General features: G+C 49.2%; 22 protein-coding genes. 11 read left to right on the top strand and 11 right to left on the bottom strand.

What is annotated here, in order from left to right:
- Positions 1–34: 34 nt before the first annotated feature.
- The 3 genes from uspE to EFER_RS08270 form a co-directional block, all read right to left on the bottom strand.
- Positions 35–985, bottom strand: coding sequence for a universal stress protein UspE (gene uspE / locus EFER_RS08280; RefSeq protein WP_000035068.1), 951 nt, complete (start codon positions 983–985; stop codon positions 35–37).
- 215 nt (positions 986–1,200) lie between these two features.
- Positions 1,201–2,061: a broad-spectrum class A beta-lactamase TEM-1 gene (locus tag EFER_RS08275; protein WP_000027057.1), complete on the bottom strand. Its 861-nt coding sequence runs from the start codon at positions 2,059–2,061 to the stop codon at positions 1,201–1,203.
- 182 nt (positions 2,062–2,243) lie between these two features.
- Positions 2,244–2,801, bottom strand: a complete 558-nt coding sequence (locus EFER_RS08270) for a recombinase family protein (RefSeq protein ID WP_001235713.1) — start codon at positions 2,799–2,801, stop codon at positions 2,244–2,246.
- 163 nt (positions 2,802–2,964) lie between these two features.
- Between EFER_RS08270 and EFER_RS08265 the strand changes: the two genes are divergently transcribed.
- Positions 2,965–5,970 (top strand): Tn3-like element Tn3 family transposase, encoded by a 3,006-nt coding sequence (locus tag EFER_RS08265; RefSeq protein WP_001143760.1) that lies wholly within the window; start codon positions 2,965–2,967, stop codon positions 5,968–5,970.
- Between the two features lie 120 nt (positions 5,971–6,090).
- Here EFER_RS08265 and fnr read toward each other — a convergent pair whose 3' ends face one another.
- Both fnr and ogt read right to left on the bottom strand, forming a co-directional pair.
- Positions 6,091–6,843, bottom strand: a complete 753-nt coding sequence (gene fnr, locus EFER_RS08260) for a fumarate/nitrate reduction transcriptional regulator Fnr (RefSeq protein WP_002431524.1) — start codon at positions 6,841–6,843, stop codon at positions 6,091–6,093.
- A 194-nt stretch (positions 6,844–7,037) separates the two neighbouring features.
- Positions 7,038–7,553: a methylated-DNA--[protein]-cysteine S-methyltransferase gene (gene ogt / locus EFER_RS08255; protein ID WP_000956793.1), complete on the bottom strand. Its 516-nt coding sequence runs from the start codon at positions 7,551–7,553 to the stop codon at positions 7,038–7,040.
- 194 nt (positions 7,554–7,747) lie between these two features.
- Between ogt and smrA the strand changes: the two genes are divergently transcribed.
- Positions 7,748–8,311 carry a DNA endonuclease SmrA gene (smrA, locus tag EFER_RS08250; RefSeq protein WP_001046843.1) on the top strand — a complete coding sequence of 188 codons (564 nt, stop codon included), beginning with the start codon at positions 7,748–7,750 and terminating at the stop codon, positions 8,309–8,311.
- On the opposite strand, the gene EFER_RS08245 is transcribed toward smrA, so the two are convergent.
- Entirely contained in the window at positions 8,312–9,118 is an 807-nt protein-coding gene (locus EFER_RS08245; RefSeq protein ID WP_000410929.1) for an IclR family transcriptional regulator domain-containing protein, read from the bottom strand.
- A gap of 170 nt (positions 9,119–9,288) precedes the next feature.
- On the opposite strand from EFER_RS08245, the gene EFER_RS08240 reads away from it, so the two are divergent.
- From EFER_RS08240 to pcaC, 6 genes are read left to right on the top strand one after another with little or no spacing between them, the layout of a single operon-like run.
- A complete protein-coding gene (locus EFER_RS08240) occupies positions 9,289–9,978 on the top strand; it encodes a 3-oxoacid CoA-transferase subunit A (RefSeq protein ID WP_000565944.1) in 690 nt (229 codons plus the stop codon).
- A gap of 10 nt (positions 9,979–9,988) precedes the next feature.
- Positions 9,989–10,645 (top strand): 3-oxoacid CoA-transferase subunit B, encoded by a 657-nt coding sequence (locus tag EFER_RS08235; RefSeq protein WP_000736635.1) that lies wholly within the window; start codon positions 9,989–9,991, stop codon positions 10,643–10,645.
- Between the two features lie 9 nt (positions 10,646–10,654).
- Positions 10,655–11,857, top strand: a complete 1,203-nt coding sequence (gene pcaF, locus EFER_RS08230) for a 3-oxoadipyl-CoA thiolase (protein ID WP_001070521.1) — start codon at positions 10,655–10,657, stop codon at positions 11,855–11,857.
- Between the two features lie 9 nt (positions 11,858–11,866).
- The gene (locus EFER_RS08225) at positions 11,867–13,219 is read left to right on the top strand and encodes a 3-carboxy-cis,cis-muconate cycloisomerase (protein WP_000279884.1); all 1,353 of its coding nucleotides are present in this window, start codon (positions 11,867–11,869) and stop codon (positions 13,217–13,219) included.
- Entirely contained in the window at positions 13,209–13,973 is a 765-nt protein-coding gene (pcaD, locus tag EFER_RS08220; protein WP_000701084.1) for a 3-oxoadipate enol-lactonase, read from the top strand. The genes EFER_RS08225 and pcaD overlap by 11 nt, the downstream gene beginning before the upstream one ends.
- Positions 13,963–14,349: a 4-carboxymuconolactone decarboxylase gene (gene pcaC, locus EFER_RS08215; RefSeq protein ID WP_001204101.1), complete on the top strand. Its 387-nt coding sequence runs from the start codon at positions 13,963–13,965 to the stop codon at positions 14,347–14,349. The genes pcaD and pcaC overlap by 11 nt, the downstream gene beginning before the upstream one ends.
- A gap of 50 nt (positions 14,350–14,399) precedes the next feature.
- On the opposite strand, the gene EFER_RS08210 is transcribed toward pcaC, so the two are convergent.
- A complete protein-coding gene (locus tag EFER_RS08210; RefSeq protein ID WP_024256445.1) occupies positions 14,400–15,632 on the bottom strand; it encodes a GGDEF domain-containing protein in 1,233 nt (410 codons plus the stop codon).
- 238 nt (positions 15,633–15,870) lie between these two features.
- Between EFER_RS08210 and zntB the strand changes: the two genes are divergently transcribed.
- The 3 genes from zntB to dbpA all read left to right on the top strand — a co-directional run bounded on the left by zntB (position 15,871) and on the right by dbpA (position 18,705).
- Complete coding sequence (zntB, locus tag EFER_RS08205) at positions 15,871–16,854, top strand: zinc transporter ZntB (RefSeq protein ID WP_000387363.1); 984 nt, start codon at positions 15,871–15,873, stop codon at positions 16,852–16,854.
- A 275-nt stretch (positions 16,855–17,129) separates the two neighbouring features.
- Complete coding sequence (gene ynaL / locus EFER_RS24425; RefSeq protein WP_015953424.1) at positions 17,130–17,303, top strand: proline-rich small protein YnaL; 174 nt, start codon at positions 17,130–17,132, stop codon at positions 17,301–17,303.
- 28 nt (positions 17,304–17,331) lie between these two features.
- Complete coding sequence (gene dbpA, locus EFER_RS08195; RefSeq protein ID WP_000123664.1) at positions 17,332–18,705, top strand: ATP-dependent RNA helicase DbpA; 1,374 nt, start codon at positions 17,332–17,334, stop codon at positions 18,703–18,705.
- 112 nt (positions 18,706–18,817) lie between these two features.
- Here dbpA and ttcA read toward each other — a convergent pair whose 3' ends face one another.
- From ttcA to nifJ, 4 genes are all read right to left on the bottom strand, one after another.
- Entirely contained in the window at positions 18,818–19,753 is a 936-nt protein-coding gene (gene ttcA, locus EFER_RS08190) for a tRNA 2-thiocytidine(32) synthetase TtcA (RefSeq protein WP_000081411.1), read from the bottom strand.
- A 269-nt stretch (positions 19,754–20,022) separates the two neighbouring features.
- Positions 20,023–20,457, bottom strand: coding sequence for a universal stress protein UspF (uspF, locus tag EFER_RS08185; RefSeq protein WP_000091708.1), 435 nt, complete (start codon positions 20,455–20,457; stop codon positions 20,023–20,025).
- 139 nt (positions 20,458–20,596) lie between these two features.
- Entirely contained in the window at positions 20,597–21,730 is a 1,134-nt protein-coding gene (ompN, locus tag EFER_RS08180; protein ID WP_000824339.1) for a porin OmpN, read from the bottom strand.
- Positions 21,731–22,071: 341 nt separating this feature from the next.
- Positions 22,072–25,596 (bottom strand): pyruvate:ferredoxin (flavodoxin) oxidoreductase, encoded by a 3,525-nt coding sequence (nifJ, locus tag EFER_RS08175; RefSeq protein ID WP_000628215.1) that lies wholly within the window; start codon positions 25,594–25,596, stop codon positions 22,072–22,074.
- Between the last annotated feature and the right edge of the window lie 149 nt (positions 25,597–25,745).

Here is a 25,745-nt window from a genome sequence, read left to right as displayed (position 1 = left end):
GCTGATGAAACTCGCCATCCGGTAAGTTCAGTGTTTAATCGTCTTCGTCGTCATCAAGTTCGATAGGCGTTTGATACTGGTCGGGTTTAATCACCAACAGGTCACAGCGCAAATGGTCAATAACCTGCTCGGCGGTATTACCCAGAAACGCCGCAGAAATACCGGTGCGTCCAACAGTACCGAGAACTACAATCCCAGCTTGTAAATGTTCAGCCAAATCCGGGATAACCTCTTCTGGTAGTCCTTTTTCGACATGCGTGACTTTTTCATCAATACCGAATTTTTGTCGCAACGCCTTCATTGCCAACAAATGCTGCCCACGAATCGCGTCGTTGTACACGCCTGGATCAAATTCGGGGAGTTCAATAGCGATATTGATTGGTGTTACCGGATAAGCGCCCACCAGATGGACTTCGGTGTGATTAACCTTTTCAGCCAAAAGTATGGTTTCTTTCACCAGTTTTTCATTAAGCGCATTATGATATGGCTCTTCACTGGCAAGATTCACCGCCACCAGCGCTTTACCACCTTCTGGCCACGGTTGGTCTTTCACCATCCACACTGGGCATGGGCATTTACGTAACAAGTGCCAGTCGGTCGGGGTAAAAATTACGGCTTCCAGACGGTCGTGTTGGTGCGCCATTTTCAGAACCAGATCGTGACCGCCGCTGATAACTTCCTGAATCACGGCTTCAAAAGGCCGGTTGTGCCAGACCACTTTGATTTCAATAGGAACGCCTGCATCAATGTAGTACTTTGCTTGCTCACGAATCCACGCAGTTCGCTGACTGATAACACCCTGACGCATCGCTGTTCGCTCATCAGGCGAGAGAAGGGTAGTCATCTCGTAGGAAAAGTCATAGATCGGTAAGAATGCCTTAATTTTGCCACCAATCCGTTGATGCAAATAAACAGCTCGCCGCAATGCTGGCTGATCGTCCTGATTGGGATCGATAACAACAAGCATATTTTGATAGTTAGCCATACAGGGTCTCCTTACAACTGTCATCGCAGTTTGTAATTAAAAGAGTAACCTATATATGGTGAATGAAAGGGGTCTGACGCTCAGTGGAACGAAAACTCACGTTAAGGGATTTTGGTCATGAGATTATCAAAAAGGATCTTCACCTAGATCCTTTTAAATTAAAAATGAAGTTTTAAATCAATCTAAAGTATATATGAGTAAACTTGGTCTGACAGTTACCAATGCTTAATCAGTGAGGCACCTATCTCAGCGATCTGTCTATTTCGTTCATCCATAGTTGCCTGACTCCCCGTCGTGTAGATAACTACGATACGGGAGGGCTTACCATCTGGCCCCAGTGCTGCAATGATACCGCGAGACCCACGCTCACCGGCTCCAGATTTATCAGCAATAAACCAGCCAGCCGGAAGGGCCGAGCGCAGAAGTGGTCCTGCAACTTTATCCGCCTCCATCCAGTCTATTAATTGTTGCCGGGAAGCTAGAGTAAGTAGTTCGCCAGTTAATAGTTTGCGCAACGTTGTTGCCATTGCTGCAGGCATCGTGGTGTCACGCTCGTCGTTTGGTATGGCTTCATTCAGCTCCGGTTCCCAACGATCAAGGCGAGTTACATGATCCCCCATGTTGTGCAAAAAAGCGGTTAGCTCCTTCGGTCCTCCGATCGTTGTCAGAAGTAAGTTGGCAGCAGTGTTATCACTCATGGTTATGGCAGCACTGCATAATTCTCTTACTGTCATGCCATCCGTAAGATGCTTTTCTGTGACTGGTGAGTACTCAACCAAGTCATTCTGAGAATAGTGTATGCGGCGACCGAGTTGCTCTTGCCCGGCGTCAACACGGGATAATACCGCACCACATAGCAGAACTTTAAAAGTGCTCATCATTGGAAAACGTTCTTCGGGGCGAAAACTCTCAAGGATCTTACCGCTGTTGAGATCCAGTTCGATGTAACCCACTCGTGCACCCAACTGATCTTCAGCATCTTTTACTTTCACCAGCGTTTCTGGGTGAGCAAAAACAGGAAGGCAAAATGCCGCAAAAAAGGGAATAAGGGCGACACGAAAATGTTGAATACTCATACTCTTCCTTTTTCAATATTATTGAAGCATTTACCAGGGTTATTGTCTCATGAGCGGATACATATTTGAATGTATTTAGAAAAATAAACAAATAGGGGTTCCGCGCACATTTCCCCGAAAAGTGCCACCTGACGTCTAAGAAACCATTATTATCATGACATTAACCTATAAAAATAGGCGTATCACGAGGCCCTTTCGTCTTCAAGAATTTTATAAACCGTGGAGCGGGCAATACTGAGCTGATGAGCAATTTCCGTTGCACCAGTGCCCTTCTGATGAAGCGTCAGCACGACGTTCCTGTCCACGGTACGCCTGCGGCCAAATTTGATTCCTTTCAGCTTTGCTTCCTGTCGGCCCTCATTCGTGCGTTCTAGGATCCTCCGGCGTTCAGCCTGTGCCACAGCCGACAGGATGGTGACCACCATTTGCCCCATATCACCGTCGGTACTGATCCCGTCATCAATGAACCGGACTGCCACGCCCTGAGCGTCAAATTCCTTTATCAGTTGGATCATATCGGCAGTGTCGCGGCCAAGACGGTCGAGCTTCTTAACCAGAATGACATCACCTTCCTCCACCTTCATCCTCAGCAAATCCAGCCCTTCCCGGTCTGTTGAACTGCCGGATGCCTTATCGGTAAATATACGGTTTGCTTTCACACCTGCGTCTTTGAGTGCTCTGACCTGAAGATCAAGAGACTGCTGACTGGTTGAGACCCGAGCGTAACCAAAAAGTCGCATAAAAATGTACCTTAAATCGAATATCGGACAACTCATGTCTATTATTACAAATTTACGATTTAATAGACATATTAATGTAACAGTTTTACGATGTCCGATAATTTATAACATTTCGTACGGTTGGAAAAATGTTACTAAATGCCCGTCAGGCAGGGAGGCCGATATGCCCGTTGACTTTCTGACCACTGAGCAGACTGAAAGCTATGGCAGATTCACCGGTGAACCGGATGAGCTTCAGCTGGCACGATATTTTCACCTTGATGAAGCAGACAAGGAATTTATCGGAAAAAGCAGAGGTGATCACAACCGTCTGGGCATTGCCCTGCAAATTGGATGTGTCCGTTTTCTGGGCACCTTCCTCACCGATATGAATCATATTCCTTCCGGCGTCCGGCATTTTACCGCCAGACAGCTCGGGATTCGTGATATCACCGTTCTTGCAGAATACGGTCAGAGGGAAAATACCCGCCGTGAGCATGCAGCGCTGATACGTCAGCACTATCAGTATCGTGAATTTGCCTGGCCCTGGACATTTCGCCTTACCCGTCTTTTATATACCCGGAGCTGGATAAGCAACGAACGTCCTGGCCTGCTTTTCGATCTGGCGACAGGGTGGCTTATGCAACATCGTATTATTCTCCCCGGAGCCACTACGCTGACCCGGTTGATTTCAGAGGTAAGGGAAAAGGCGACGTTGCGCCTGTGGAACAAACTGGCACTGATACCGTCAGCCGAACAGCGTTCACAGCTGGAGATGCTGCTGGGGCCAACTGATTGCAGCCGCCTGTCTTTACTGGAATCACTGAAAAAGGGCCCTGTGACCATCAGTGGTCCGGCGTTTAATGAAGCAATTGAACGCTGGAAAACTCTGAACGATTTTGGCCTGCATGCTGAAAACCTGAGTACACTCCCGGCTGTGCGCCTGAAAAATCTCGCACGTTATGCTGGTATGACTTCGGTGTTCAATATTGCCAGGATGTCACCGCAGAAAAGGATGGCGGTTCTGGTTGCCTTTGTCCTTGCATGGGAAACGCTGGCGCTGGATGATGCATTGGACGTTCTGGACGCCATGCTGGCCGTTATCATCCGTGACGCCAGAAAGATTGGGCAGAAAAAACGGCTCCGCTCGCTGAAGGATCTGGATAAATCTGCATTGGCGCTCGCCAGCGCATGTTCGTACCTGCTGAAAGAAGAAACACCGGACGAATCGATTCGTGCTGAGGTGTTCAGCTACATCCCAAGGCAAAAGCTGGCTGAAATCATCACGCTTGTCCGTGAAATTGCCCGGCCCTCAGACGATAATTTTCATGAAGAAATGGTGGAGCAGTACGGGCGCGTTCGTCGTTTCCTGCCCCATCTGCTGAATACCGTTAAATTTTCATCCGCACCTGCCGGGGTTACCACTCTGAATGCCTGTGACTACCTCAGCCGGGAGTTCAGCTCACGGCGGCAGTTTTTTGACGACGCACCAACGGAAATTATCAGTCGGTCATGGAAACGGCTGGTGATTAACAAGGAAAAACATATCACCCGCAGGGGATACACGCTCTGCTTTCTCAGTAAACTGCAGGATAGTCTGAGGCGGAGGGATGTCTACGTTACCGGCAGTAACCGGTGGGGAGATCCTCGTGCAAGATTACTACAGGGTGCTGACTGGCAGGCAAACCGGATTAAGGTTTATCGTTCTTTGGGGCACCCGACAGACCCGCAGGAAGCAATAAAATCTCTGGGTCATCAGCTTGATAGTCGTTACAGACAGGTTGCTGCACGTCTTTGCGAAAATGAGGCTGTCGAACTCGATGTTTCTGGCCCGAAGCCCCGGTTGACAATTTCTCCCCTCGCCAGTCTTGATGAGCCGGACAGTCTGAAACGACTGAGCAAAATGATCAGTGATCTACTCCCTCCGGTGGATTTAACGGAGTTGCTGCTCGAAATTAACGCCCATACCGGATTTGCTGATGAGTTTTTCCATGCTAGTGAAGCCAGTGCCAGAGTTGATGATCTGCCCGTCAGCATCAGCGCCGTGCTGATGGCTGAAGCCTGCAATATCGGTCTGGAACCACTGATCAGATCAAATGTTCCTGCACTGACCCGACACCGGCTGAACTGGACAAAAGCGAACTATCTGCGGGCTGAAACTATCACCAGCGCTAATGCCAGACTGGTTGATTTTCAGGCAACGCTGCCACTGGCACAGATATGGGGTGGAGGAGAAGTGGCATCTGCAGATGGAATGCGCTTTGTTACGCCAGTCAGAACAATCAATGCCGGACCGAACCGCAAATACTTTGGTAATAACAGAGGGATCACCTGGTACAACTTTGTGTCCGATCAGTATTCCGGCTTTCATGGCATCGTTATACCGGGGACGCTGAGGGACTCTATCTTTGTGCTGGAAGGTCTTCTGGAACAGGAGACCGGGCTGAATCCAACCGAAATTATGACCGATACAGCAGGTGCCAGCGAACTTGTCTTTGGCCTTTTCTGGCTGCTGGGATACCAGTTTTCTCCACGCCTGGCTGATGCCGGTGCTTCGGTTTTCTGGCGAATGGACCATGATGCCGACTATGGCGTGCTGAATGATATTGCCAGAGGGCAATCAGATCCCCGAAAAATAGTCCTTCAGTGGGACGAAATGATCCGGACCGCTGGCTCCCTGAAGCTGGGCAAAGTACAGGTTTCAGTGCTGGTCCGTTCATTGCTGAAAAGTGAACGTCCTTCCGGACTGACTCAGGCAATCATTGAAGTGGGGCGCATCAACAAAACGCTGTATCTGCTTAATTATATTGATGATGAAGATTACCGCCGGCGCATTCTGACCCAGCTTAATCGGGGAGAAAGTCGCCATGCCGTTGCCAGAGCCATCTGTCACGGTCAAAAAGGTGAGATAAGAAAACGATATACCGACGGTCAGGAAGATCAACTGGGCACACTGGGGCTGGTCACTAACGCCGTCGTGTTATGGAACACTATTTATATGCAGGCAGCCCTGGATCATCTCCGGGCGCAGGGTGAAACACTGAATGATGAAGATATCGCACGCCTCTCCCCGCTTTGCCACGGACATATCAATATGCTCGGCCATTATTCCTTCACGCTGGCAGAACTGGTGACCAAAGGACATCTGAGACCATTAAAAGAGGCGTCAGAGGCAGAAAACGTTGCTTAACGTGAGTTTTCGTTCCACTGAGCGTCAGACCCCTGAAACAGGGGGGAATCTTCTGTCAGATCAATAAATACAAATAATTTATCGATCTGACAGAAACATAACGGAAGGTTTGTGGATTAATCAGGCAACGTTGCGTGTATGACCGGCAAGTTGTGCCAGCGCATCGTTATTTTCAATGGTGATGTATTTGCCTTTTACTGCCAGCATACCACTTTTCTGGAAACGCCCCAGCAAACGGCTGATAGTTTCAACGGTCAGCCCCAGATAGTTACCGATATCACCACGCGTCATCGTCAAACGGAATTCGCGAGGAGAGAAACCACGCTGGGCGAAACGACGGGAAAGATTGTATATAAACGCCGCCAGACGTTCTTCGGCATTTTTCTTCGACAACAACAGGATCATATCCTGGTCGCCTTTGATCTCACCGCTCATCAGGCGCATCATCTGCTGACGCAGATTCGGCATTTTCCCGGACAGATCGTCCAGTGTTTCAAACGGGATTTCGCATACCATCGAGGTTTCCAGCGCCTGGGCGAAACTCGGATGATGTCCAGTGCCGATGGCATCAAAACCGACCAGATCGCCTGCTAAATGGAAACCGGTGATCTGTTCATCGCCTTGTTCGGTAATGGTATAGCTTTTAATCGTGCCGGATCGGATGGCGTAGAGCGATTTCAGTTCATCGCCAGCTTTAAACAGTGTCTGGCCTTTCTGAATGGGCTTTTTACGCTCGATGATGTTATCAAGCTGATCAAGCTCATGCTCGTTAAGTGTGAACGGGATGCAAAGCTGGCTGATGCTGCAATCCTGGCAATGGATAGCACAACCGCCAGACTGAATGCGCCGTATAATTCGCTTTTCCGGGATCATAGGTCTGCTCAAGCCGTAATTGATATTTGTCAATTTTAACATCTTTTTGGTGAGCACGTAAGGGCGCAAATCCTTCAATAGCGGATTATTCTTATATTTGCTTCAGAAATAACGATATCTTGTTGAATAACCGTACATTGTTAACGGTAACTTTACGTTAACAAGGATGTAAGAAGGCACAAATAGCCTGGTCATTACAGCAGGAGATAACCTTCGTGGCGCAATAACCACTCTTTTCGCTGCACTCCGCCGGCATAGCCGGTCATTGTGCCGTTTCGTCCAATAACCCGATGGCAAGGTACAACAATACTGATGGGGTTGGAGCCGTTGGCGGCGCCTACTGCGCGGGCAGCACCAGGACGCCCTAACTTCTCGGCTAGTTGTCCATAGTGCATCACTTGTCCGCAGGGAATGGTTCGCAATACCTGCCATACTTCGCGTTGAAACGGTGTTCCAGCCGTGGCGGTAGGCAGGTTGTCAATTACCGACAGATTGCCCTCAAAGTAATCTGTCAGATGCTGGCAGAGCCCGCCGGGATTGTTAGCTTCACGCAGTTCATACCCTTCAGTCCGGTAATGAATATCCAGCAATTGCATCATGCGGTGACGATACTCTTCCCATTCAACTGCACGCAGGCGAAATTGTTCATCACAAATTACCGCAAGCATTCCCAGCGGCGTGGCAATTTTATCTTCGAGTAATGTCAGCATTTTTCAACCCTGTATGCAGAATGGGGGCTACAAAATATCACGCGGCGGGCATTCGTCACCATACTTACGAAGTGGAATAACAAAATCGAGTCTGTCGACATCCGCAGACTCTACAATACACACAGCAGTACGTTCTTGTTGGTGGACAGTGACGTGGTTATGATAATGCGCTTTTAATTGCGGGAGGATGTAGTATGAACCTTGACGACAAATCGCTGTTTCTTGACGCCATGGAAGATGTCCAGCCGCTGAAACGCTCAACGGATGTTCTCTGGCATCCCACACGTAATCAACGTGCACCGCAACGTATTGATACTCTGCAACTTGATAATTTCCTCACTACCGGGTTTCTGGACATTATTCCCCTCAGCCAACCATTGGAGTTCCGTCGCGAAGGGTTACAACACGGCGTGATAGATAAATTACGCAGTGGTAAATATCCGCAGCAAGCCAGTTTAAACCTGCTTCGCCAGCCGGTAGAAGAGTGCCGGAAAATGGTGTTTAGTTTTATTCATCAGGCATTGGCTGACGGCTTACGTAATGTGCTGATTATCCATGGCAAAGGCCGTGAGGATAAATCTCATGCCAATATCGTGCGCAGCTATGTTGCCCGTTGGTTGACGGAATTTGACGACGTTCAGGCGTATTGCACCGCACTGCCACATCACGGTGGCAGCGGGGCATGTTATGTTGCATTGCGTAAAACTGCCCAGGCAAAACAGGAAAACTGGGAGCGCCACGCCAAACGCAGTCGGTAACTAATCCAGCAGGAGCGAGAGTTCCTGCGCCGCTTTTTGTAGCTCCGGCAGTACCCGGCTTAATAATTCATCAGCAGAGACTTGTCCGGCATGTACGCCAACGTTCAATGCTGCCAGCACTTGCCCTCGGGTATTGCTTAATGGCACCGCAATAGATCGCAAGCCCATCTCCAGTTCCTGATCGTTCAGGGCGTAACCTTGTTGTTGTACTTTTTTCAGCTCTTCACGTAGCGCTGAAACGGAATCCACCGTCTGTGAGGTGTAGCGAATCATCGTCACTCTGCCCAGTAAGTCATTGAGATTTTCTTCGGGCAAATGGCTTAGTAATACGCGGCCCATCGAGGTCGCCCATGCGGGTAAACGACTGCCAATATCAAGGTCGATGGTCATTATGCGTGAACTGGACGCTCTGGCAATATACAAAATATCGTCACCATCCAGTGTGGCAATAGAGCAGGATTCATTAAGCATTTCGCTTAAGTGTTTAAGGACCGGTTGTGCTGCTCTTGCCAGTGGTGTTGAAGCAAGATAAGCATGACCGAGTGCCAGAATTCGCGGACGTAGTTCGAAATTTTTACCATCCTGCGCATAAACAAATCCCAATTTCCCCAGTGTATAAAGGCAGCGCCTGACAGCTGCTCTTGGGATGCCTGTTTTCTGGCTAATTTGTGAAATAGACATCATCCGTCGCTGCGGGGTAAATGCCTGAATAACGTCCAGTCCACGCGCCAGCGAGGCCATAAAATTTGGATCGCCTTTAAAAGGATCGGCATCACTGTTCAGCCGATCATCAGGATGTTTTTCCACTGTTTTTTCCTCACTGTTCGCCTTAGATCACATTCTGCTAACAAATATATCTGATGTTCGATAATCGCACCATATTTCGATTATCGCCCTTGATTGCATTCGTTATGTGGGTCACATTTTGTGCGAACAACGTATAAATGTGCGAAATCCGCACGACAAGGAGCAACCTGATGATTGATAAACGTGTGTCATCGCTCGAAGAGGCCATCGCCGGGATTGCGGATGGCGACACCATAATGATTGGTGGATTTGGCACCGCCGGACAACCCACGTATCTGATCGATGCCCTGATCGATCAAGGGGCACGCGATCTCACCATTATTAACAACAATGCCGGCAACGGTGAAGTAGGACTGGCGGCGCTACTTAAAGCAAAACGAGTAAGGAAAATGATTTGCTCGTTTCCCCGTCAGGTGGACTCGCAAATTTTTGACGCCTTATACCGCAATAAAGAAATAGAGCTTGAACTTGTGCCACAGGGTAACCTGGCGGCACGTATCCAGGCTGCGGGGGCAGGGCTGGGCGCGATTTTTACCCCAACAGGTTACGGTACTACGCTTGCAGAAGGTAAAGAAACACGCCACATCGACGGACGTGACTATGTACTGGAATACCCTATCAAAGCTGACTTTGCCCTGATCAAAGCGCATCAGGCTGACCGTTGGGGAAATCTGGTATATCGCAAAGCTGCACGTAATTTTGGTCCGATTATGGCCACTGCGGCGAAAACCACCGTTGTGGAAGTCAGCCAGTTTGTTGAGCTGGGAGAACTGGATCCAGAACATATCATTACGCCAGGCATCTTCGTCCAACGCGTTTTTTCCCTTGAAAATCTGCAAGATAACGCACTGAGCGCCTAAGGAGTCAATAATGAAAAAGCTTTCGCGTGATGAAATGGCGAAACGCGTTGCCCAGGATATCCCGGAAGGCGCATACGTCAATCTTGGGATTGGTCTGCCGACCCGTATCGCCAATTATCTGCCTGCCGATAAAGAAATTTTTCTGCATAGCGAAAATGGTTTGTTGGGAATGGGGCCGAAGCCGAAAGAAGGCAATGAAGATCCTGAACTGATTAACGCAGGTAAAGAGTACGTGACATTGTTACAGGGTGGTTGTTATTTCCACCATGGGGATTCCTTCGCCATGATGCGCGGTGGGCATCTGGATATTTGCGTATTGGGGGCTTATCAGGTTTCCGCAACAGGTGATTTAGCTAACTGGAGCACCGGTGCACCGGACGCCATTCCCGCTGTCGGCGGTGCGATGGATTTAGCCATTGGTGCTCGTCAGGTTTTTGTGATGATGGATCATTTGACCCGTGACGGGCAGAGCAAGTTGGTTGAGCGTTGCAGTTATCCACTGACGGGCATCGGCTGCGTTAGCCGTATTTATACTGACCTGGCAGTCATTGATATCACCAATAACGGTCCCGTGGTGCGAGAAATCTTTAACGGCATGTCGTTTGAAGAACTGCAACGTCTGACGCCTGTCACGCTCAGCTTTGAACAACTGGCGGAAAGCGCATAAGGAACTAATATGAATCAGGCATTTATCTGCGATGCAGTGCGAACTCCTTTTGGTCGATTTGGTGGCACGTTGGCAACGGTTCGGGCTGATGATCTGGCTGCAATTCCGCTTAAAGCGCTGTTATCACGCAATCCAGGACTCGATCCGGCATTTATTGACGATGTGATTTACGGTTGTGCCAACCAGGCAGGGGAAGATAACCGTAATGTGGCACGAATGGCATTACTGTTAGCCGGGCTGCCGGAAAGCGTGCCGGGAAGCACTATAAATCGACTTTGTGGTTCAAGTCTTGATGCCATTGGTGTTGCTGCCCGGGCGATTAAAAGCGGTGAAACACATTTGATGATCGCCGGTGGCGTGGAAAGCATGTCGCGAGCGCCGTTTGTCATGGGGAAAGCGGAATCCGCATGGAATCGCAACATGAAGATGGAAGATACCACCATTGGATGGCGCTTTATTAACGCTCAGATGAAAGCGCGGTATGGCGTTGATTCAATGCCAGAAACAGCCGAAAACGTCGCCGGGCAATTTAGCATCAGTCGTGCGGATCAAGACGCTTTTGCCCTGCGTAGTCAGCAACGTACTGCTCAGGCACAGCAAGATGGTCTGTTTGAAGAAGAATTGACGGAAGTTAGCGTGCCGCAGCGTAAAGGCCCGGCGCAACTCTTTATCCGCGATGAGCATCCCCGTGCAACCTCACTGGAGGCGCTGGCAGGTTTGAAGGCGGTGGTACGTGAAGGTGGCTCCGTCACTGCGGGGAATGCCTCCGGTGTCAACGATGGCGCATGTGCATTATTGCTCGCCAGTGAACAAGCAATGCGGCAGCATGATTTGCAACCGTTAGTTCGGGTGGTGGGTATTGCAACCGCAGGCGTTGCACCGCGTATTATGGGGTTTGGACCCGCGCCTGCGGTGCGCAAAGTTCTGGCGCAGACAGGGTTAACGCTGGATCAAATGGATGTTATAGAACTCAATGAAGCCTTTGCCGCTCAGGCGCTGGCGGTAATGCGTGATTTAGGGTTACCGGATGACGCGACACATGTGAATCCGAATGGCGGGGCGATTGCGCTGGGGCATCCGTTGGGTGCATCTGGTGGGCGGCTGGCGATGACAGCGGCCCGACAACTGCAACGTACCGGGGGGCGTTATGCGCTATGCACTATGTGTATCGGTGTCGGGCAGGGGATCGCCCTGATTATTGAACGAGTGTAAGGAGAAGTGATGGCAGTGTTGACTCCGCTGATGCGTGGCAGTGCGCTAACGGACTGTTTTACCGATGAGTGCTTATTGCAGGGGATGTTGGATTTCGAGGCAGCCCTGGCACTGGCTCAGGCACGTTGTGGGGTGATCCCGCCATCTGCGGTCGCGGCAATTGCGGCTGCATGCAGAGCTGAAAATATTGACGTTCAGGCGCTGGGGGGGGATGCGGCGCTGGCGGGGAATCTGGCTATCCCACTGGTGAAGCAATTAACCGCGCAGGTGAAGAAAAATAATGCCGCAGCGGCACGTTACGTTCACTGGGGAGCAACCAGCCAGGATGTCATTGATACCGGGTTAATACTGCAATTACGCCAGGCACTTCAACTTACCCAACAGAGTGTAAACCAGTTGCTTGCTACGTTCGCGGAACAGGTTTTTCGTTATCAGAAGACGGTAATGCCAGGTCGTACATGGATGCAGCAAGCGCTCCCGGTGACCCTGGGCTTAAAACTTGCCGGAACGCTGGATGCATTACTTCGCTGGCAGGTGCGTTTAGAGGAGTTACTGCCGCGTGTGTTGGTGCTGCAATTTGGTGGTGCGGCAGGAACTCTGGCTTCGCTTAAGCAGGATGCACTACCGGTGGCTGCCGAACTGGCGAAAGTCCTGGGATTGACGCTGCCGGATTTGCCATGGCATACGCAACGGGATCGCTTACTGGAAATTGCCGCCTGGTATGCGGGCACAGGGGCGACACTGGCAAAATTTGCGCAGGATTTTGCACTGTTAATGCAGACGGAAGTTGCAGAAGTGAGTGAACCTGCCGTTGCCGGACGAGGCGGTTCATCCGCAATGCCCCATAAGCGTAACCCTGTCATTTGTGCCTCTATTCTTACCGCTGCACAGCGTACCCCGGGTTTAATGGCTACCCTGTATGCCAGCCAGTTACAACAGCATGAACGCGCACTTGGTGGCTGGCAAGCTGAGTGGGAAACCTTACCAGAGCTGATTATGTTGACAGGGAATATTATCGCGCAAAGCCAGGAACTGGTGCAGGGAATGCAAGTGTACCCACAAAAGATGCGTGAAAATCTCGATATTACCCACGGGTTATTGATGGCGGAGTCAGTGACTTTGGCGCTGGCGGAGTTTATTGGTAAACAGGATGCCCATCATCTGGTGGAAGTGCTTTGTCGGCAAGCAATCGAACAGCAACACGCCTTGTACGACGTACTGGTAAACGATACGCGTATTACCTCATGGCTTAACGCCACCCAAATTAAAAATTTGCTGGAACCTACCGCAGCGACCGGCAGTGCACAGGTCTTTATCGACCGGGTGCTGGCTCGCTATAAGGAACAACAAAATGAAAATTAATTACCAGATAGAAGGGCCGGAGAATGCGCCGGTTATTGTGCTGTCGAATTCACTGGGCACCACGCTTTCGATGTGGCAACCACAAATATCCGCACTGACTTCGCATTTTCGTGTATTGCGCTACGACACGCATGGCCATGGAAAAACAGAAAAAAACGAGACGGTTACCCTGGCGCAATTAGGTGAAGATGTCGTTGCATTGCTTGATCATCTTGCGATTGAAAAAGCTCACTTTTGCGGGATTTCTATGGGCGGGCTGACTGGACTCTGGCTGGCACGCTATAAACCGCAACGATTTCATAGCGTAACGGTGCTCAATAGCGCGGCTAAGATTGGAGAAGCAACAGGCTGGCTTAGCCGTGCACAAGCAGTGCGAGAAAAGGGGATGCAGGCGATCGCCGCAACAGCACCAGAACGTTGGTTCAGTGAGAGTTATCGCCTGACAGCCGCTACACATGTGGCATTTCTGTGTCAGCAATTAGCAGAATCTTCTCCTGAAGGCTATGCCAGCTGTTGCGAAGCATTAGCAAATGCAGACTTACGCGCTGAACTTAGTGCTATCGATCTTCCGGTATTGTTGATCGCCGGTGAGCTTGATCCGGTGACAACCGTAGCCGACGCACAGTTCATGCAGCAGAAAATAGACGGCTCTCGCCTGGAAATTGTGACAGCGTCACATTTGTCCTCCATCGAAGCGCCGGAAGTGGTAAATGCTTTATTAATTGAGTTTTGTGGGGGCAACAATGCGCGATGAAGAACGTTATCAGCAAGGGATGTTAGTCCGCCGTGGTGTGCTGGGTGATGAGCATGTTGATCGTACATTGCAAAATCTCACTTCGCTGAACGAAGAGTTTCAGGATTTTATTACCCGCTTTGCATGGGGTGATATCTGGAGTCGTCCGGGTCTGGAGCGCCATACCCGCAGTATGATTACTATTGCTATGTTGATTGCACTCAACCGCGAAGCCGAACTCAAAATGCATCTCAATGCAGCGTTCAATAATGGCGTGACAAAAGAAGAGTTGAAAGAACTGATTATGCACTCAGCTCTTTATTGCGGGCTGCCAGCGGCAAACGCCTCAATGCATCTCGCTCAGCAAATTTTCGCTGAGCGTGAGGCTGCCGAATAAGCATGACTTTATCGCGCCAGGGTGCCAGTAATCAGCACCTGGCGCAAACTTCAGGCTGCTAACACCCGATTACGACCATCATTTTTTGCCCGATACAACGCATCATCAACCCGCTTAAACAAGGCATCGATTGTTTCATCGATTTCGTGACGCGCTACACCAATACTTACCGTGAATCGTGGCAAACCCGTGAGGGTAATTTTCGCCACCTGAGCGCGGATTGTTTCGGCCAGCGCCAGAGCGTCATCGAGGGTAGTGCGTGGCAGTAATAAAACAAACTCTTCACCTCCCCAGCGAAAAACCAGATCGCCCTTACGGGCACAACTTTCCAGCGTACGTGCTAACACGCACAGCACATCATCTCCTTTCTGGTGGCCGTAGAGATCATTCACACTTTTAAAACGATCTGTATCGATCAACAACAAGCTGTAATCCTGACTCATTAATCCCGGCTGCGAAGAATTATGCTCAGTGAGCAGAAAAAATTGCCGACGATTAAGCAGCCCGGTTAAGGCATCACGCATGGCAGCTTGTTCCAACTCCTGCTCCAGCCGCTTTTGTTCAGTGATGTCATGAATAATGCAGAGCATAAGTTTGTCGCCATATATCTCAATCGGTCCTGCGTATGTTTGCACATGACGAGTGGAACCATCTGCAAGCTTATGCACAAAATTAAGCGGCTTATGTCCGCCAGGTAGACGGGCTATCTCTTGCATCACTGGTAATACGTCACGGCCTAACATATTGATTTCCCATGTATGTCGCTGGCACATATTCTCATGGTCATAACCATAAAAATTGAGGGCAGCCAGATTTGCATCGACGATTAGTCCATCACGAGCGGGATCAATCAGTAACATTGGCGCTGAGTTGGTTTGAAAAAAGCGAGCATAGAAACCCTGTTTTTTACGTTGGTAATTCGCTGAGCGACTGGCTTTCAGACCCTGGGTCGCAGGCAACTCCATACCTTCGAAAACAATAACTTCGCCAATATCAGCCAGGTGATTTAATGACAAACGACAGGAAAGGGGTATTTTTTCCCCATCACGCCAGACCGTCAGTAGTTCCACAATGTCATGGCGATGATAGAGATCAGTAAGATATTGCGTCAGTGTTTGTTGTGCGCCGACGGAATAAATGTTGTTTCGCATCTGGTTGAAAGATTGATTCTGGGAAAGCTTCCGTGCTACGGCGTTTGCAAACAATAATTCTTCCGTAGCGGGCGAGACAATCCAGACTGGAATGGATAATAAATCCAGGGGAGTGAAGTTGTGTGTAATCATTGGCAACTCGTTATTTTTATGAACAATTATTGTTTTGAAAAAGGGAAATAGTAGTAATGTATGAAATGGCTATCCCGATAATAGTAGACGTTAATTCTTTGTCAGGCATAAAAGTCTGAATGCCTGTCAGTTGAGATATAATTTTCTGAATTAATTCATGGTGATGCCAGAAAACAATATTGCGTAACCGTGACAGGGAACTAGACTAGCAAGAGAATCAGATGAATATGGAGGCTCTGTGGAAGCAATTAAGGGAGCAGACGTAAACGTACCTGATGCGGTTTTCGCCTGGATACTGGACAGAAATGGCGGCGTAAAACCGCTTACTGACAATGATGTTATCGACAGTGAACATCCGTGCTGGTTACATCTTAATTACACGCATCCTGAAAGCGCTCAGTGGCTGGCAACGACGCCTTTATTGCCGAACAACGTGCGTGATGCGCTGGCTGGAGAAAGTACCCGCCCACGAGTGAACCGTATGGGGGAGGGAACGCTCATTACACTTCGTTGTATCAATGGCAGCACTGACGAACGACCAGATCAGTTAGTGGCCATGCGGGTGTATATGGATGAGCGCCTGATTGTTTCAACTCGCCAGCGCAAAGTGCTGGCGCTGGATGACGTTGTCAGCGATCTGGAAGAGGGCACTGGCCCTGAAGATTGTGGTGGATGGCTGGTGGATGTTTGTGATGCGCTGACCGATCATGCCAGCGAGTTTATCGAGCAACTACACGATAAAATTATCGACCTTGAAGATAATCTGCTCGATCAGCAAATTCCTCCGCGTGGATTTCTGGCACTGCTGCGCAAACAATTGATTGTGATGCGTCGATATATGGCACCACAGCGTGACGTTTACGCCCGACTTTCCAGTGAACGATTACCATGGATGAATGATGATCAGCGGCGGAGAATGCAGGATATTGCCGATCGCCTGGGTCGGGGCTTAGACGAAATAGATGCCTGTATTGCTCGTACAGGGGTGATGGCTGATGAGATTGCACAGGTGATGCAAGAAAACCTGGCGCGTCGGACTTATACCATGTCACTGATGGCAATGGTGTTTTTGCCCAGCACTTTTCTGACAGGGTTATTCGGCGTGAACCTTGGTGGTATTCCAGGTGGAGGTTGGCGATTTGGTTTCTCGCTGTTTTGTATACTGTTAGTCGTTCTTATTGGTGGTGTTGCTTTATGGTTGCATCGTAGTAAATGGTTGTAACAAAAGCGATTTCTGTGATGCTCTGTACAGGAAAACGCCAGAAAAATTGAGCGAAGTCAATAAACTCTCTACCTATTCAGGGCAATATCTCTCTCGCAGGTGAATGCAACGTCAAGCGATGGGCGTTGCGCTCCATATTGTCTTACTTCCTTTTTTGAATTACTGCATAGCACAATTGATTCGTACGACGCCGACTTAGATAAGTCGGCTTTTTTTTACCTGATATTTTTTCAGCGACTACCCTTTAAGAGTCAACCATTGACCGGAGGGTAACGATGACAACACTCATCCATTTGCAAATTCCAACGCCTGAACCTATTCCTGGTGATCCCATTCCGGTGCCTGATCCGATTCCACGTCCACAGCCAATGCCGGACCCACCACCAGATGAAGAACCGATTAAATTGTCGCATCGTGAGCGCAGATCTGCGAGGATACGCGCCTGCTAACTTTGCGCCGATGACCAAGAGAATAATTGTGACCGCTTTTTCCTCCCTTAACGTTTTGCCTGCCGCCCAACTTACAAATCTTAATGAGTTGGGCTATTTAACCATGACACCCGTGCAAGCTGCGGCGCTACCTGCAATTCTTGCCGGGAAAGATATTCGCGTACAAGCGAAAACCGGTAGTGGCAAAACGGCGGCCTTTGGTCTCGGATTATTACAGCATATCGATGCCACTTTATTTCAGACACAGGCATTAGTGTTGTGTCCGACGCGTGAACTGGCAGATCAGGTTGCGGGGGAGCTGCGTCGCCTGGCACGTTTTCTGCCCAATACTAAAATCCTGACCTTATGTGGAGGTCAACCGTTCGGCATTCAGCGTGATTCATTACAACACGCTCCGCATATTATTGTAGCTACGCCGGGGCGTTTGTTAGATCACCTGCAAAAAGGCACCGTCTCGCTTGAAGCACTGCATACGCTGGTTATGGACGAAGCTGACAGAATGCTTGATATGGGATTTAGTGATGCCATCGATGAAGTCATTCGCTTTGCCCCGGCGTCACGACAGACGCTGTTATTCTCGGCTACCTGGCCAGAAGCTATTGCCGCCATCAGTGGGCGTGTACAGCGTGATCCACTCACCATTGAAATTGATAGCACCGATGCATTACCGCCGGTTGAACAGCACTTTTACGAGACGTCATCATCAGGAAAGATTTCACTATTGCAACGTCTGCTGAGCGTATATCAACCGTCATCTTGTGTGGTGTTCTGTAATACCAAAAAAGATTGTCAGTTGGTTTGTGATGCGCTAAACGACGTGGGGCAAAGCGCAATAGCGTTACATGGTGATTTAGAACAACGCGATCGTGATCAAACCCTGGTGCGTTTCGCTAACGGGAGTGTACGGATATTAGTGGCCACAGATGTCGCCGCGCGTGGTCTGGATATTAAATCACTCGAGCTGGTCGTTAATTTTGAGCTGGCCTGGGATCCAGAAGTACATGTTCATCGCATCGGGCGTACTGCCCGAGCCGGGAAAAGTGGTCTGGCAATCAGCTTTTGCGCGCCGGAAGAGGCTCAGCGTGCCAATATCATCTCCGATATGTTGCAATTGAAACTGAACTGGCAAATGCCACCTGCGGTTACTACCATCGTGCCACTGGCTGCTGAAATGGCTACCTTATGTATCGATGGTGGGAAAAAGGCCAAAATGCGTCCTGGCGATGTCCTTGGGGCATTAACCGGGGATATCGGGTTGGATGGTGCCGATATTGGTAAAATTACCGTGCATCCGGCGCATGTTTATGTCGCAGTACGACAAGAAGTGGCTCATAAAGCGTGGAAGCAATTACAGGACGGGAAAATTAAAGGCAAGACTTGCCGGGTACGATTGCTGAAGTAACCTGAATGCCGGAAGCAATACAGAAGCATTTTCTCCGGCATACACATAACTGGATTAATACTGGTATTCATGCCCGATAATCTTGCGCATCGGGCAATGAATGACAGGTCAGTTATTTGACTTCCACCACGTTCAATCGCAACTCATCAAGTTGATTTTCATCATCTTCTGGTTGCCATCCCGCAGGTTGCAGTGGGAGCTCTTCGCGGTCAAATGCCAAATCGCCGCCATTAATCACTTCAAAACCGTGTTTAATGCCTTTGAAATCAAACAAATTGGTATCACACAAATGTGAAGGCACCACGTTTTGCATTGCGCTGAACATGGTCTCGATACGCCCCGGATAGCGTTTGTCCCAGTCGCGCAGCATATCTGCGATAACCTGGCGTTGCAGGTTTGGCTGCGATCCACACAGGTTGCATGGAATAATGGGGAATGCTTTGGCATCCGCAAAACGCTGGATATCTTTCTCACGACAATAGGCCAGCGGGCGAATCACAATATGTTTACCATCATCGCTCATTAGTTTTGGCGGCATACCTTTCATCTTACCGCCATAGAACATGTTCAAAAACAGCGTTTGCAGGATATCGTCGCGATGGTGGCCCAGCGCGATTTTGGTTGCACCGAGTTCGGTAGCGGTACGGTACAAAATACCACGGCGCAGACGTGAACACAGAGAACATGTCGTTTTACCTTCCGGGATCTTCTCTTTAACGATACCGTAGGTATTTTCTTCGACAATCTTGTATTCAACACCAAGCTTTTCCAGATATTCCGGCAGAATATGTTCAGGGAATCCTGGTTGTTTTTGATCAAGATTCACCGCCACCAGCGAAAAACTGATCGGCGCGCTTTGTTGTAAATTGCGCAGGATCTCCAGCATGGTGTAACTGTCTTTGCCACCGGAAAGGCAAACCATAATGCGATCACCATCCTCAATCATATTGAAGTCAGCAATCGCTTCGCCCACGTTACGGCGCAGACGTTTCTGCAATTTGTTCAGGTTGTAGATTTCTTTCTTACTAAATTCTTGATTTTGCGACATTTAATAGTGGCTCAATTCATTATGTGGCATCAGAAGAGTATGCATCACGCCGGAAAATCCGGCAAAAGAAGTCTGATATAAAACTGTGGCGTGTATGGTACGGATTAGTGCAGTAAATGTCAGCACATTTAGAACCTGTCCCATCAGGCTCTTTTATTTGTCATTCTGCCCCAATGAAGCTTACGTATGCGCTGGACGCGCCCAAAATGTTGGCGGGGCAGGCAATAATTGTCGGAGAGTAAGCCCGCACGTAATGGCGGGCTGAATAATTAACGCACTACCAGCACCGAACATTCGGCGTGGCGCACAACGGCAGCTGCGTTGGAACCAAGCAGGTAGGTGGTAATATCCGGACGATGAGAAGCAATAATGATCAAATCGGCAGGTAAGGTTTTCGCCAGCTCAAGAATCTTGTCTTTTGGTGCACCTTCTGCAACATGGATATGTATTCTGTCGGTGGGAATATTAAACTTCTGAATAATATCTTCCAGTTGCGATTTGCCTTCCGCTTTCAGATCATCCATTGCGGGTAATTCAGCGGAATAGGCCAGCCCCAGAGAAGCGTAATAGGGCAAAGATGGAATAACAGTCAGAAAGTGAACCTGTGCATCATCTATTTTTGCTTCGTTCTCAACATGGCTTATCACCCGTTGAGTTAATTCTGAATCAGAGATATCAATTGGGACAAGAATCGTTCTACTCATAAAACCTCCTGTTTACAAATCCGTATAAAGTGTAACGCCTTATCCGACATTATGTACAATGACCACGGTCACATTTTCACATTAATTCAACAGGAAAAGGCAACAGGAAAAAACCCGCCGTTGCCGGCGGGCTATAGGTTTAAAACTGGTAAACCAGTCCCAACGCTACAATATCATCGGTATTGATACCATTAGCAGCGTAAAAACTATCATCTTCATCTAACAGGTTGATTTTATAATCAACATAGGTAAACATATTTTTGTTGAAAAAGTAAGTCGCGCCAATATCAGCATATTTCACCAAATCTTTATCATCGACACCTGCCGGGTTATCCGCACCACCAACAGCATTCAAATCACGGCCTTTGGACATCAGGAATGAAACAGCCGGACGCAAACCAAAATCGAACTGGTATTGTGCGGTTACTTCAAAGTTCTGAGTTTTATTTGCCACGGCATAATCGCTGTCGCCAAACGGAGTCATATTGCGTGTTTCAGAATACATAGTTGCGAGATAGATATTGTTGGCATCGTATTTCAAACCTGCGGTCCACGCATCAGCTTTATCGCCACCAGCAGCAGTATGATTCACCTGGTCATTGGTACGGTCAGATGAGGTATAAGCGGCACCAGCACTAAAGCCCATGCCTAAATCGTAAGTGGTGGAAAGACCCCAGCCATCACCGTTTTCATGACGAATATCGCGTCCGTTATTTGTGCCTTCCTGACCATTAGTCGCGCCTTCGTTATTACCCTGATACTGCACGGCAAAATTCAGGCCGTTAACCAGTCCAAAGAAATCGGTATTGCGATAAGTTGCCACGCCGTTGGCACGACCCGTCATAAAGTTGTCGGCATTAGTATAAGAGTCACCACCAAATTCCGGCAGCATATCTGTCCAGCCTTCAACGTCGTACATAACACCATAGTTACGGCCATAATCGAAAGAACCGTAGTCGGCAAATTTCAATCCAGCGAATGCCAGTCGAGTCCATGATTGGTTTTCTGAAGACTCAGTATTATTGGCCTGAATATTGTATTCCCACTGACCAAAACCCGTAAGCTGATCATTAATTTGTGTTTCACCTTTAAAGCCAAGACGTGCATAACTTTGATCGCCATCTTTCGCTGAACTATCAGAGAAATAATGTAAACCATCCACCTTGCCATAAAGATCTAACTTATTACCGTCTTTATTATAAATTTCTGCCGCATGAACTGCCCCTGCAGCAAGCAGTGCAGGGATGACGAGAGCCAGTACTTTTCTTTTCATTGATATATTCCTTTTATTTTATTATCTACCTGTTACTACCCCGTATAAGGGGGTGAAAACATGCTAAAGGAGAAGTTCCATAAAAGGATAAATATCAATTGTTGCGTCTTAAGTTAAATCTTAATCAAATAATACCACTGAAATCATCATAATTTAGGTGAATGTATTAAGCGTAAGTATATAAAATAAAAATTATACAAATGACAGCCGGTGCGATATTCTCCAGCCGTTATATGCCTTTCTTGTCACTATTGCTTTTTATGCTGGGCTACCGCAGATTTACTCATTTACCAGCAATATAATCGACAAGCCCGAACAAATGTCCGGGCTTTTTTTATTTCTTACTCTGAACTGCTTTTTTCCGCTTTTCCGGCCATTTGTGCCAGGAAGTCATAGCGTTTTTGCAAATCAGCTGCAGCATCTTTCCATAACTGTTCTGCCACTTCTGGTTGCTGCGAATTCAGACGACGGAAACGCTGCTCGTGAAGTAACGTTTCTTCCAGTGCCTCTGACGGCGGGCGTGAATCCAGCGCCAGCGGCAGTTTTCCTTCTTCGGCACGACGCGGATCAAAGCGATATAGCGGCCAGAAGCCAGTGGCAGTGAGTTGGCGCATCTGGTCGTGACTGAGTGCCAGATCGTAACCATGCTCTTCACACGGGCTGTAAGCGATGATCAGCGATGGCCCCGGATACGCTTCCGCTTCCTGAATCGCTTTCACTGTCTGGTTGAGCTGTGCGCCAAGAGAAATCTGCGCCACATAAACATGACCGTACATCATCATACTGACGCCAAGATCTTTACGCGCTTTACGTTTGCCGTGCTCGCCAAATTTAGTTACTGCACCCAGCGGTGTCGCTTTCGACGCCTGACCACCGGTGTTGGAATAGCATTGCGTATCCAGCACCAGAATGTTGACGTTTTCCGTCAAACTCAATACATGATCCAGACCGCCAAAGCCGATATCGTAAGCCCAGCCATCGCCACCAATCAGCCAGATTGATTTTTCCACCAGTGCATCTGCATCACGTAGCAGTTCATGTGCTTCGGCAACATCGTTGAGTTGCTGGCGTAAAGCTGCAACCTGTTCACGACGAACCTCTGGTGTGGCGTCTGATTTCAACGCAGTTAGTAATTTAGCCGGGATTTTATCGGCAAATTGATCAAGCAGACGCAGCACGCGGACACGGTGTTGATCGACCGTCAGGCGGAAACCAAGGCCAAATTCGGCGTTATCTTCAAACAGCGAGTTCGCCCATGCCGGTCCACGACCGTTGGCATCGGTAGTATACGGTGTAGAGGGCAGGTTACCGCCATAAATTGAAGAACAACCCGTAGCGTTAGCGATCAACATCCGGTCGCCATAGAGCTGAGTCAGCAATTTAATATACGGCGTCTCGCCACAACCGGAGCAAGCACCTGAATATTCAAACAGCGGTGTAATCAGTTGCGATGTACGAATATCAATACGTTCCAGTTTGCTGCGATCGATTTCTGGTAGGTTGAGGAAGTAATCGTAATTGATTTTCTCTTCCTCGACATGTTCCAGGCGCGACATCATATTGATGGCTTTAATCTCTGGATTCTGACGGTCTTTCGCCGGGCAAACTTCGACGCACAGGTTACAGCCGGTGCAATCTTCCGGAGCTACCTGCAAGACATATTTCTGCCCGCGCATATCACGCGATTTTACATCCAGCGAATGCAGGCTGGCAGGGGCATTTTCCATTGCTTCAGGCGGCACCACTTTGGCGCGAATAGCTGAGTGTGGGCAAGCGGCGACGCAGTGGTTACATTGAGTACAGAGTTCCTCTTTCCAGATGGGGATCTCTTCGGCAATATTGCGTTTTTCCCAGCGTGTGGTGCCCATCGGCCAGGTGCCATCTGGTGGCAGCGCCGAAACAGGGAGAGCATCGCCAAGCCCAGCGAGCATTGCAGCGGTAACGGTTTTCACGAAATCAGGAGCAGCATCGGAAACCACTGGCGGTCGATTGGCACTGTGCGGATTTACCGGTTGCAACGGAATTTCTTCTACCGATTCACGCGCCAGCGCCAGAGCCTGCCAGTTGCGTTCCACCAGATCCTGGCCTTTGCTGCTGTAGCTTTTGGCAATCGCGCCCTGCAATTCGGCCAGGGCGCTATCGCCAGGCAGAATTTGTGTCAAATGGAAAAATGCCATCTGCATGACAGTATTAATACGGGCCGCCAGGCCACATTCGCGGGCAATTTTCGCCGCGTTAATCACATAGAAGCGCGCTTTTTTCTGATTTAGCACCGCCTGAACTTCCTGCGGCAAGCGCGACCATACTTCATCTGCGCTGTACGGCGTGTTGAGCAGGAAAATGCCGCCAGGTTTTAAACGTTCAGCCATCTGATATTTGTCGATAAACTGCAACTGGTGGCAGCCAACAAAATCAGCCTGGGAAATGAGATAAGCGGAGCGAATCGGCTGCTCGCTCACGCGAAGGTGAGAAACCGTCAGGCCGCCCGCCTTTTTGGAGTCGTAAACAAAATAGCCCTGTGCGTACCACGGCGTGGAATTACCGATAATCTTGATATTGTTTTTGGTCGCGGAAACGCTGCCATCACTACCAAGACCATAAAACAAGGCTTCCAGTTTCGCCGAGTTTGGCAGGGTGTTTTCCGGCAACGGCAGTGACAGATTGGTCACATCATCGTAAATACCAACCGTAAAGCGCGCTTTCGGTTTAGCTGCGTTGAGCTCGGCAAATACCGCCAGTACACAGTCCGGGCCAAATTCTTTGGATGAAAGACCATAGCGCCCACCAATGACACGGGGCAGGGTTTCACGCTCGCCATTATTAAAGGCTTCTGCCAGTGCGGTCATCACATCCAGGTACAGGGGTTCCGCTTGCGCACCTGGCTCTTTGGTGCGATCCAGCACCGCCACTATCCGAACAGAGTCCGGCAATGCTTGCAGTAAGTGTTTGGCGGAGAAGGGGCGGTACAGGCGAACTTTCAGCACGCCGACTTTTTCGCCACGGGTCAGCAATTCATCAACCACTTCTTCACAGGTGCCGATGGCAGAGCCCATCAGGATAATCACCCGTTCCGCTTGTGGATGCCCGTAATACTCAAACGGCTGATACTGGCGACCTGTCGCGGCAGCGAAATCATTCATCGCCTGTTCAACATGGTCATAGACTGCGTTGTACCATGGGTTGGTGGCTTCGCGAGACTGGAAATAAGTGTCAGGATTGGCGGACGTGCCGCGGATCACCGGATGTTCCGGGTTGAGTGCACGGGCGCGATGAGCATCAATTTCTGCCTGCGGCATCAGTTCAAGAATAGTGTCATCGGCCAGCGGGACAATTTTATTGATCTCGTGGGAGGTGCGGAAACCATCAAAGAAATGAATAAATGGCACGCGACTTTTAAGTGTCGCAATGTGCGAAATGAGAGCAAAGTCTTGCGCCTCCTGGACGTTTGCTGCACACAACATCGCGCAACCCGTCTGGCGCACCGCCATGACGTCGGAATGATCGCCAAAAATAGAGAGTGCATGTGTGGCAACGGTACGTGCCGCAACATGCAGGACAAACGGCGTCAGTTCGCCTGCCAGTTTGTACAGCGTTGGGATCATCAGCAGCAAACCCTGCGATGACGTAAACGATGTTGAGAGGGCGCCAGTTTGCAAAGCACCATGCACGGTAGCGATAGCACCCGCTTCCGACTGCATTTCAACCACGCGTGGTGTGTCTCCCCAAACGTTTTTCAAGCCGTTTCCGGCCCATGCATCAGCCTGTTCTGCCATCGTGGAACTGGGGGTAATAGGGTAGATGGCGATAACTTCACTGGTGCGAAACGCCACCGAAGCTACCGCGCCATTACCGTCAATTGTGATCATAATTTGCTCTCATTGCTAAACGAAAAAGTTAACTCGTTGAAGGGGCGGGAGTCTTTTGCCAGAGGATTTGCCTCGGTATGCTCAACCACCTGTATCTGTCTGTTAAGTCTAGTCAATACAACCTTGCTTTGAGGTTGTTGTAAGGCATA

Source organism: Escherichia fergusonii ATCC 35469, assembly GCF_000026225.1.
Taxonomy (GTDB): Bacteria; Pseudomonadota; Gammaproteobacteria; order Enterobacterales; family Enterobacteriaceae; genus Escherichia; species Escherichia fergusonii.
The sequence above is the reverse complement of the archived record's forward strand: the minus strand, read 5'-3'. Positions and strand labels throughout refer to the sequence as shown.

Bases quoted from the DNA above. Each gene is read 5' to 3' on its own strand.
- uspE (WP_000035068.1), bottom strand. From the start codon at position 985: ATGGCTAACTATCAAAATATGCTTGTTGTTATCGATCCCAATCAGGAC.
- EFER_RS08225 (WP_000279884.1), top strand. From the start codon at position 11,867: ATGGCAGTGTTGACTCCGCTGATGCGTGGCAGTGCGCTAACGGACTGT.
- pcaD (WP_000701084.1), top strand. From the start codon at position 13,209: ATGAAAATTAATTACCAGATAGAAGGGCCGGAGAATGCGCCGGTTATT.
- nifJ (WP_000628215.1), bottom strand. From the start codon at position 25,596: ATGATCACAATTGACGGTAATGGCGCGGTAGCTTCGGTGGCGTTTCGC.
- EFER_RS08265 (WP_001143760.1), top strand. From the start codon at position 2,965: ATGCCCGTTGACTTTCTGACCACTGAGCAGACTGAAAGCTATGGCAGA.
- ttcA (WP_000081411.1), bottom strand. From the start codon at position 19,753: ATGTCGCAAAATCAAGAATTTAGTAAGAAAGAAATCTACAACCTGAAC.
- ogt (WP_000956793.1), bottom strand. From the start codon at position 7,553: ATGCTGACATTACTCGAAGATAAAATTGCCACGCCGCTGGGAATGCTT.
- EFER_RS08210 (WP_024256445.1), bottom strand. From the start codon at position 15,632: ATGATTACACACAACTTCACTCCCCTGGATTTATTATCCATTCCAGTC.
- smrA (WP_001046843.1), top strand. From the start codon at position 7,748: ATGAACCTTGACGACAAATCGCTGTTTCTTGACGCCATGGAAGATGTC.
- pcaF (WP_001070521.1), top strand. From the start codon at position 10,655: ATGAATCAGGCATTTATCTGCGATGCAGTGCGAACTCCTTTTGGTCGA.
- fnr (WP_002431524.1), bottom strand. From the start codon at position 6,843: ATGATCCCGGAAAAGCGAATTATACGGCGCATTCAGTCTGGCGGTTGT.
- ynaL (WP_015953424.1), top strand. From the start codon at position 17,130: ATGACAACACTCATCCATTTGCAAATTCCAACGCCTGAACCTATTCCT.
- EFER_RS08275 (WP_000027057.1), bottom strand. From the start codon at position 2,061: ATGAGTATTCAACATTTTCGTGTCGCCCTTATTCCCTTTTTTGCGGCA.
- pcaC (WP_001204101.1), top strand. From the start codon at position 13,963: ATGCGCGATGAAGAACGTTATCAGCAAGGGATGTTAGTCCGCCGTGGT.
- EFER_RS08235 (WP_000736635.1), top strand. From the start codon at position 9,989: ATGAAAAAGCTTTCGCGTGATGAAATGGCGAAACGCGTTGCCCAGGAT.
- uspF (WP_000091708.1), bottom strand. From the start codon at position 20,457: ATGAGTAGAACGATTCTTGTCCCAATTGATATCTCTGATTCAGAATTA.
- EFER_RS08240 (WP_000565944.1), top strand. From the start codon at position 9,289: ATGATTGATAAACGTGTGTCATCGCTCGAAGAGGCCATCGCCGGGATT.
- ompN (WP_000824339.1), bottom strand. From the start codon at position 21,730: ATGAAAAGAAAAGTACTGGCTCTCGTCATCCCTGCACTGCTTGCTGCA.
- EFER_RS08270 (WP_001235713.1), bottom strand. From the start codon at position 2,801: ATGCGACTTTTTGGTTACGCTCGGGTCTCAACCAGTCAGCAGTCTCTT.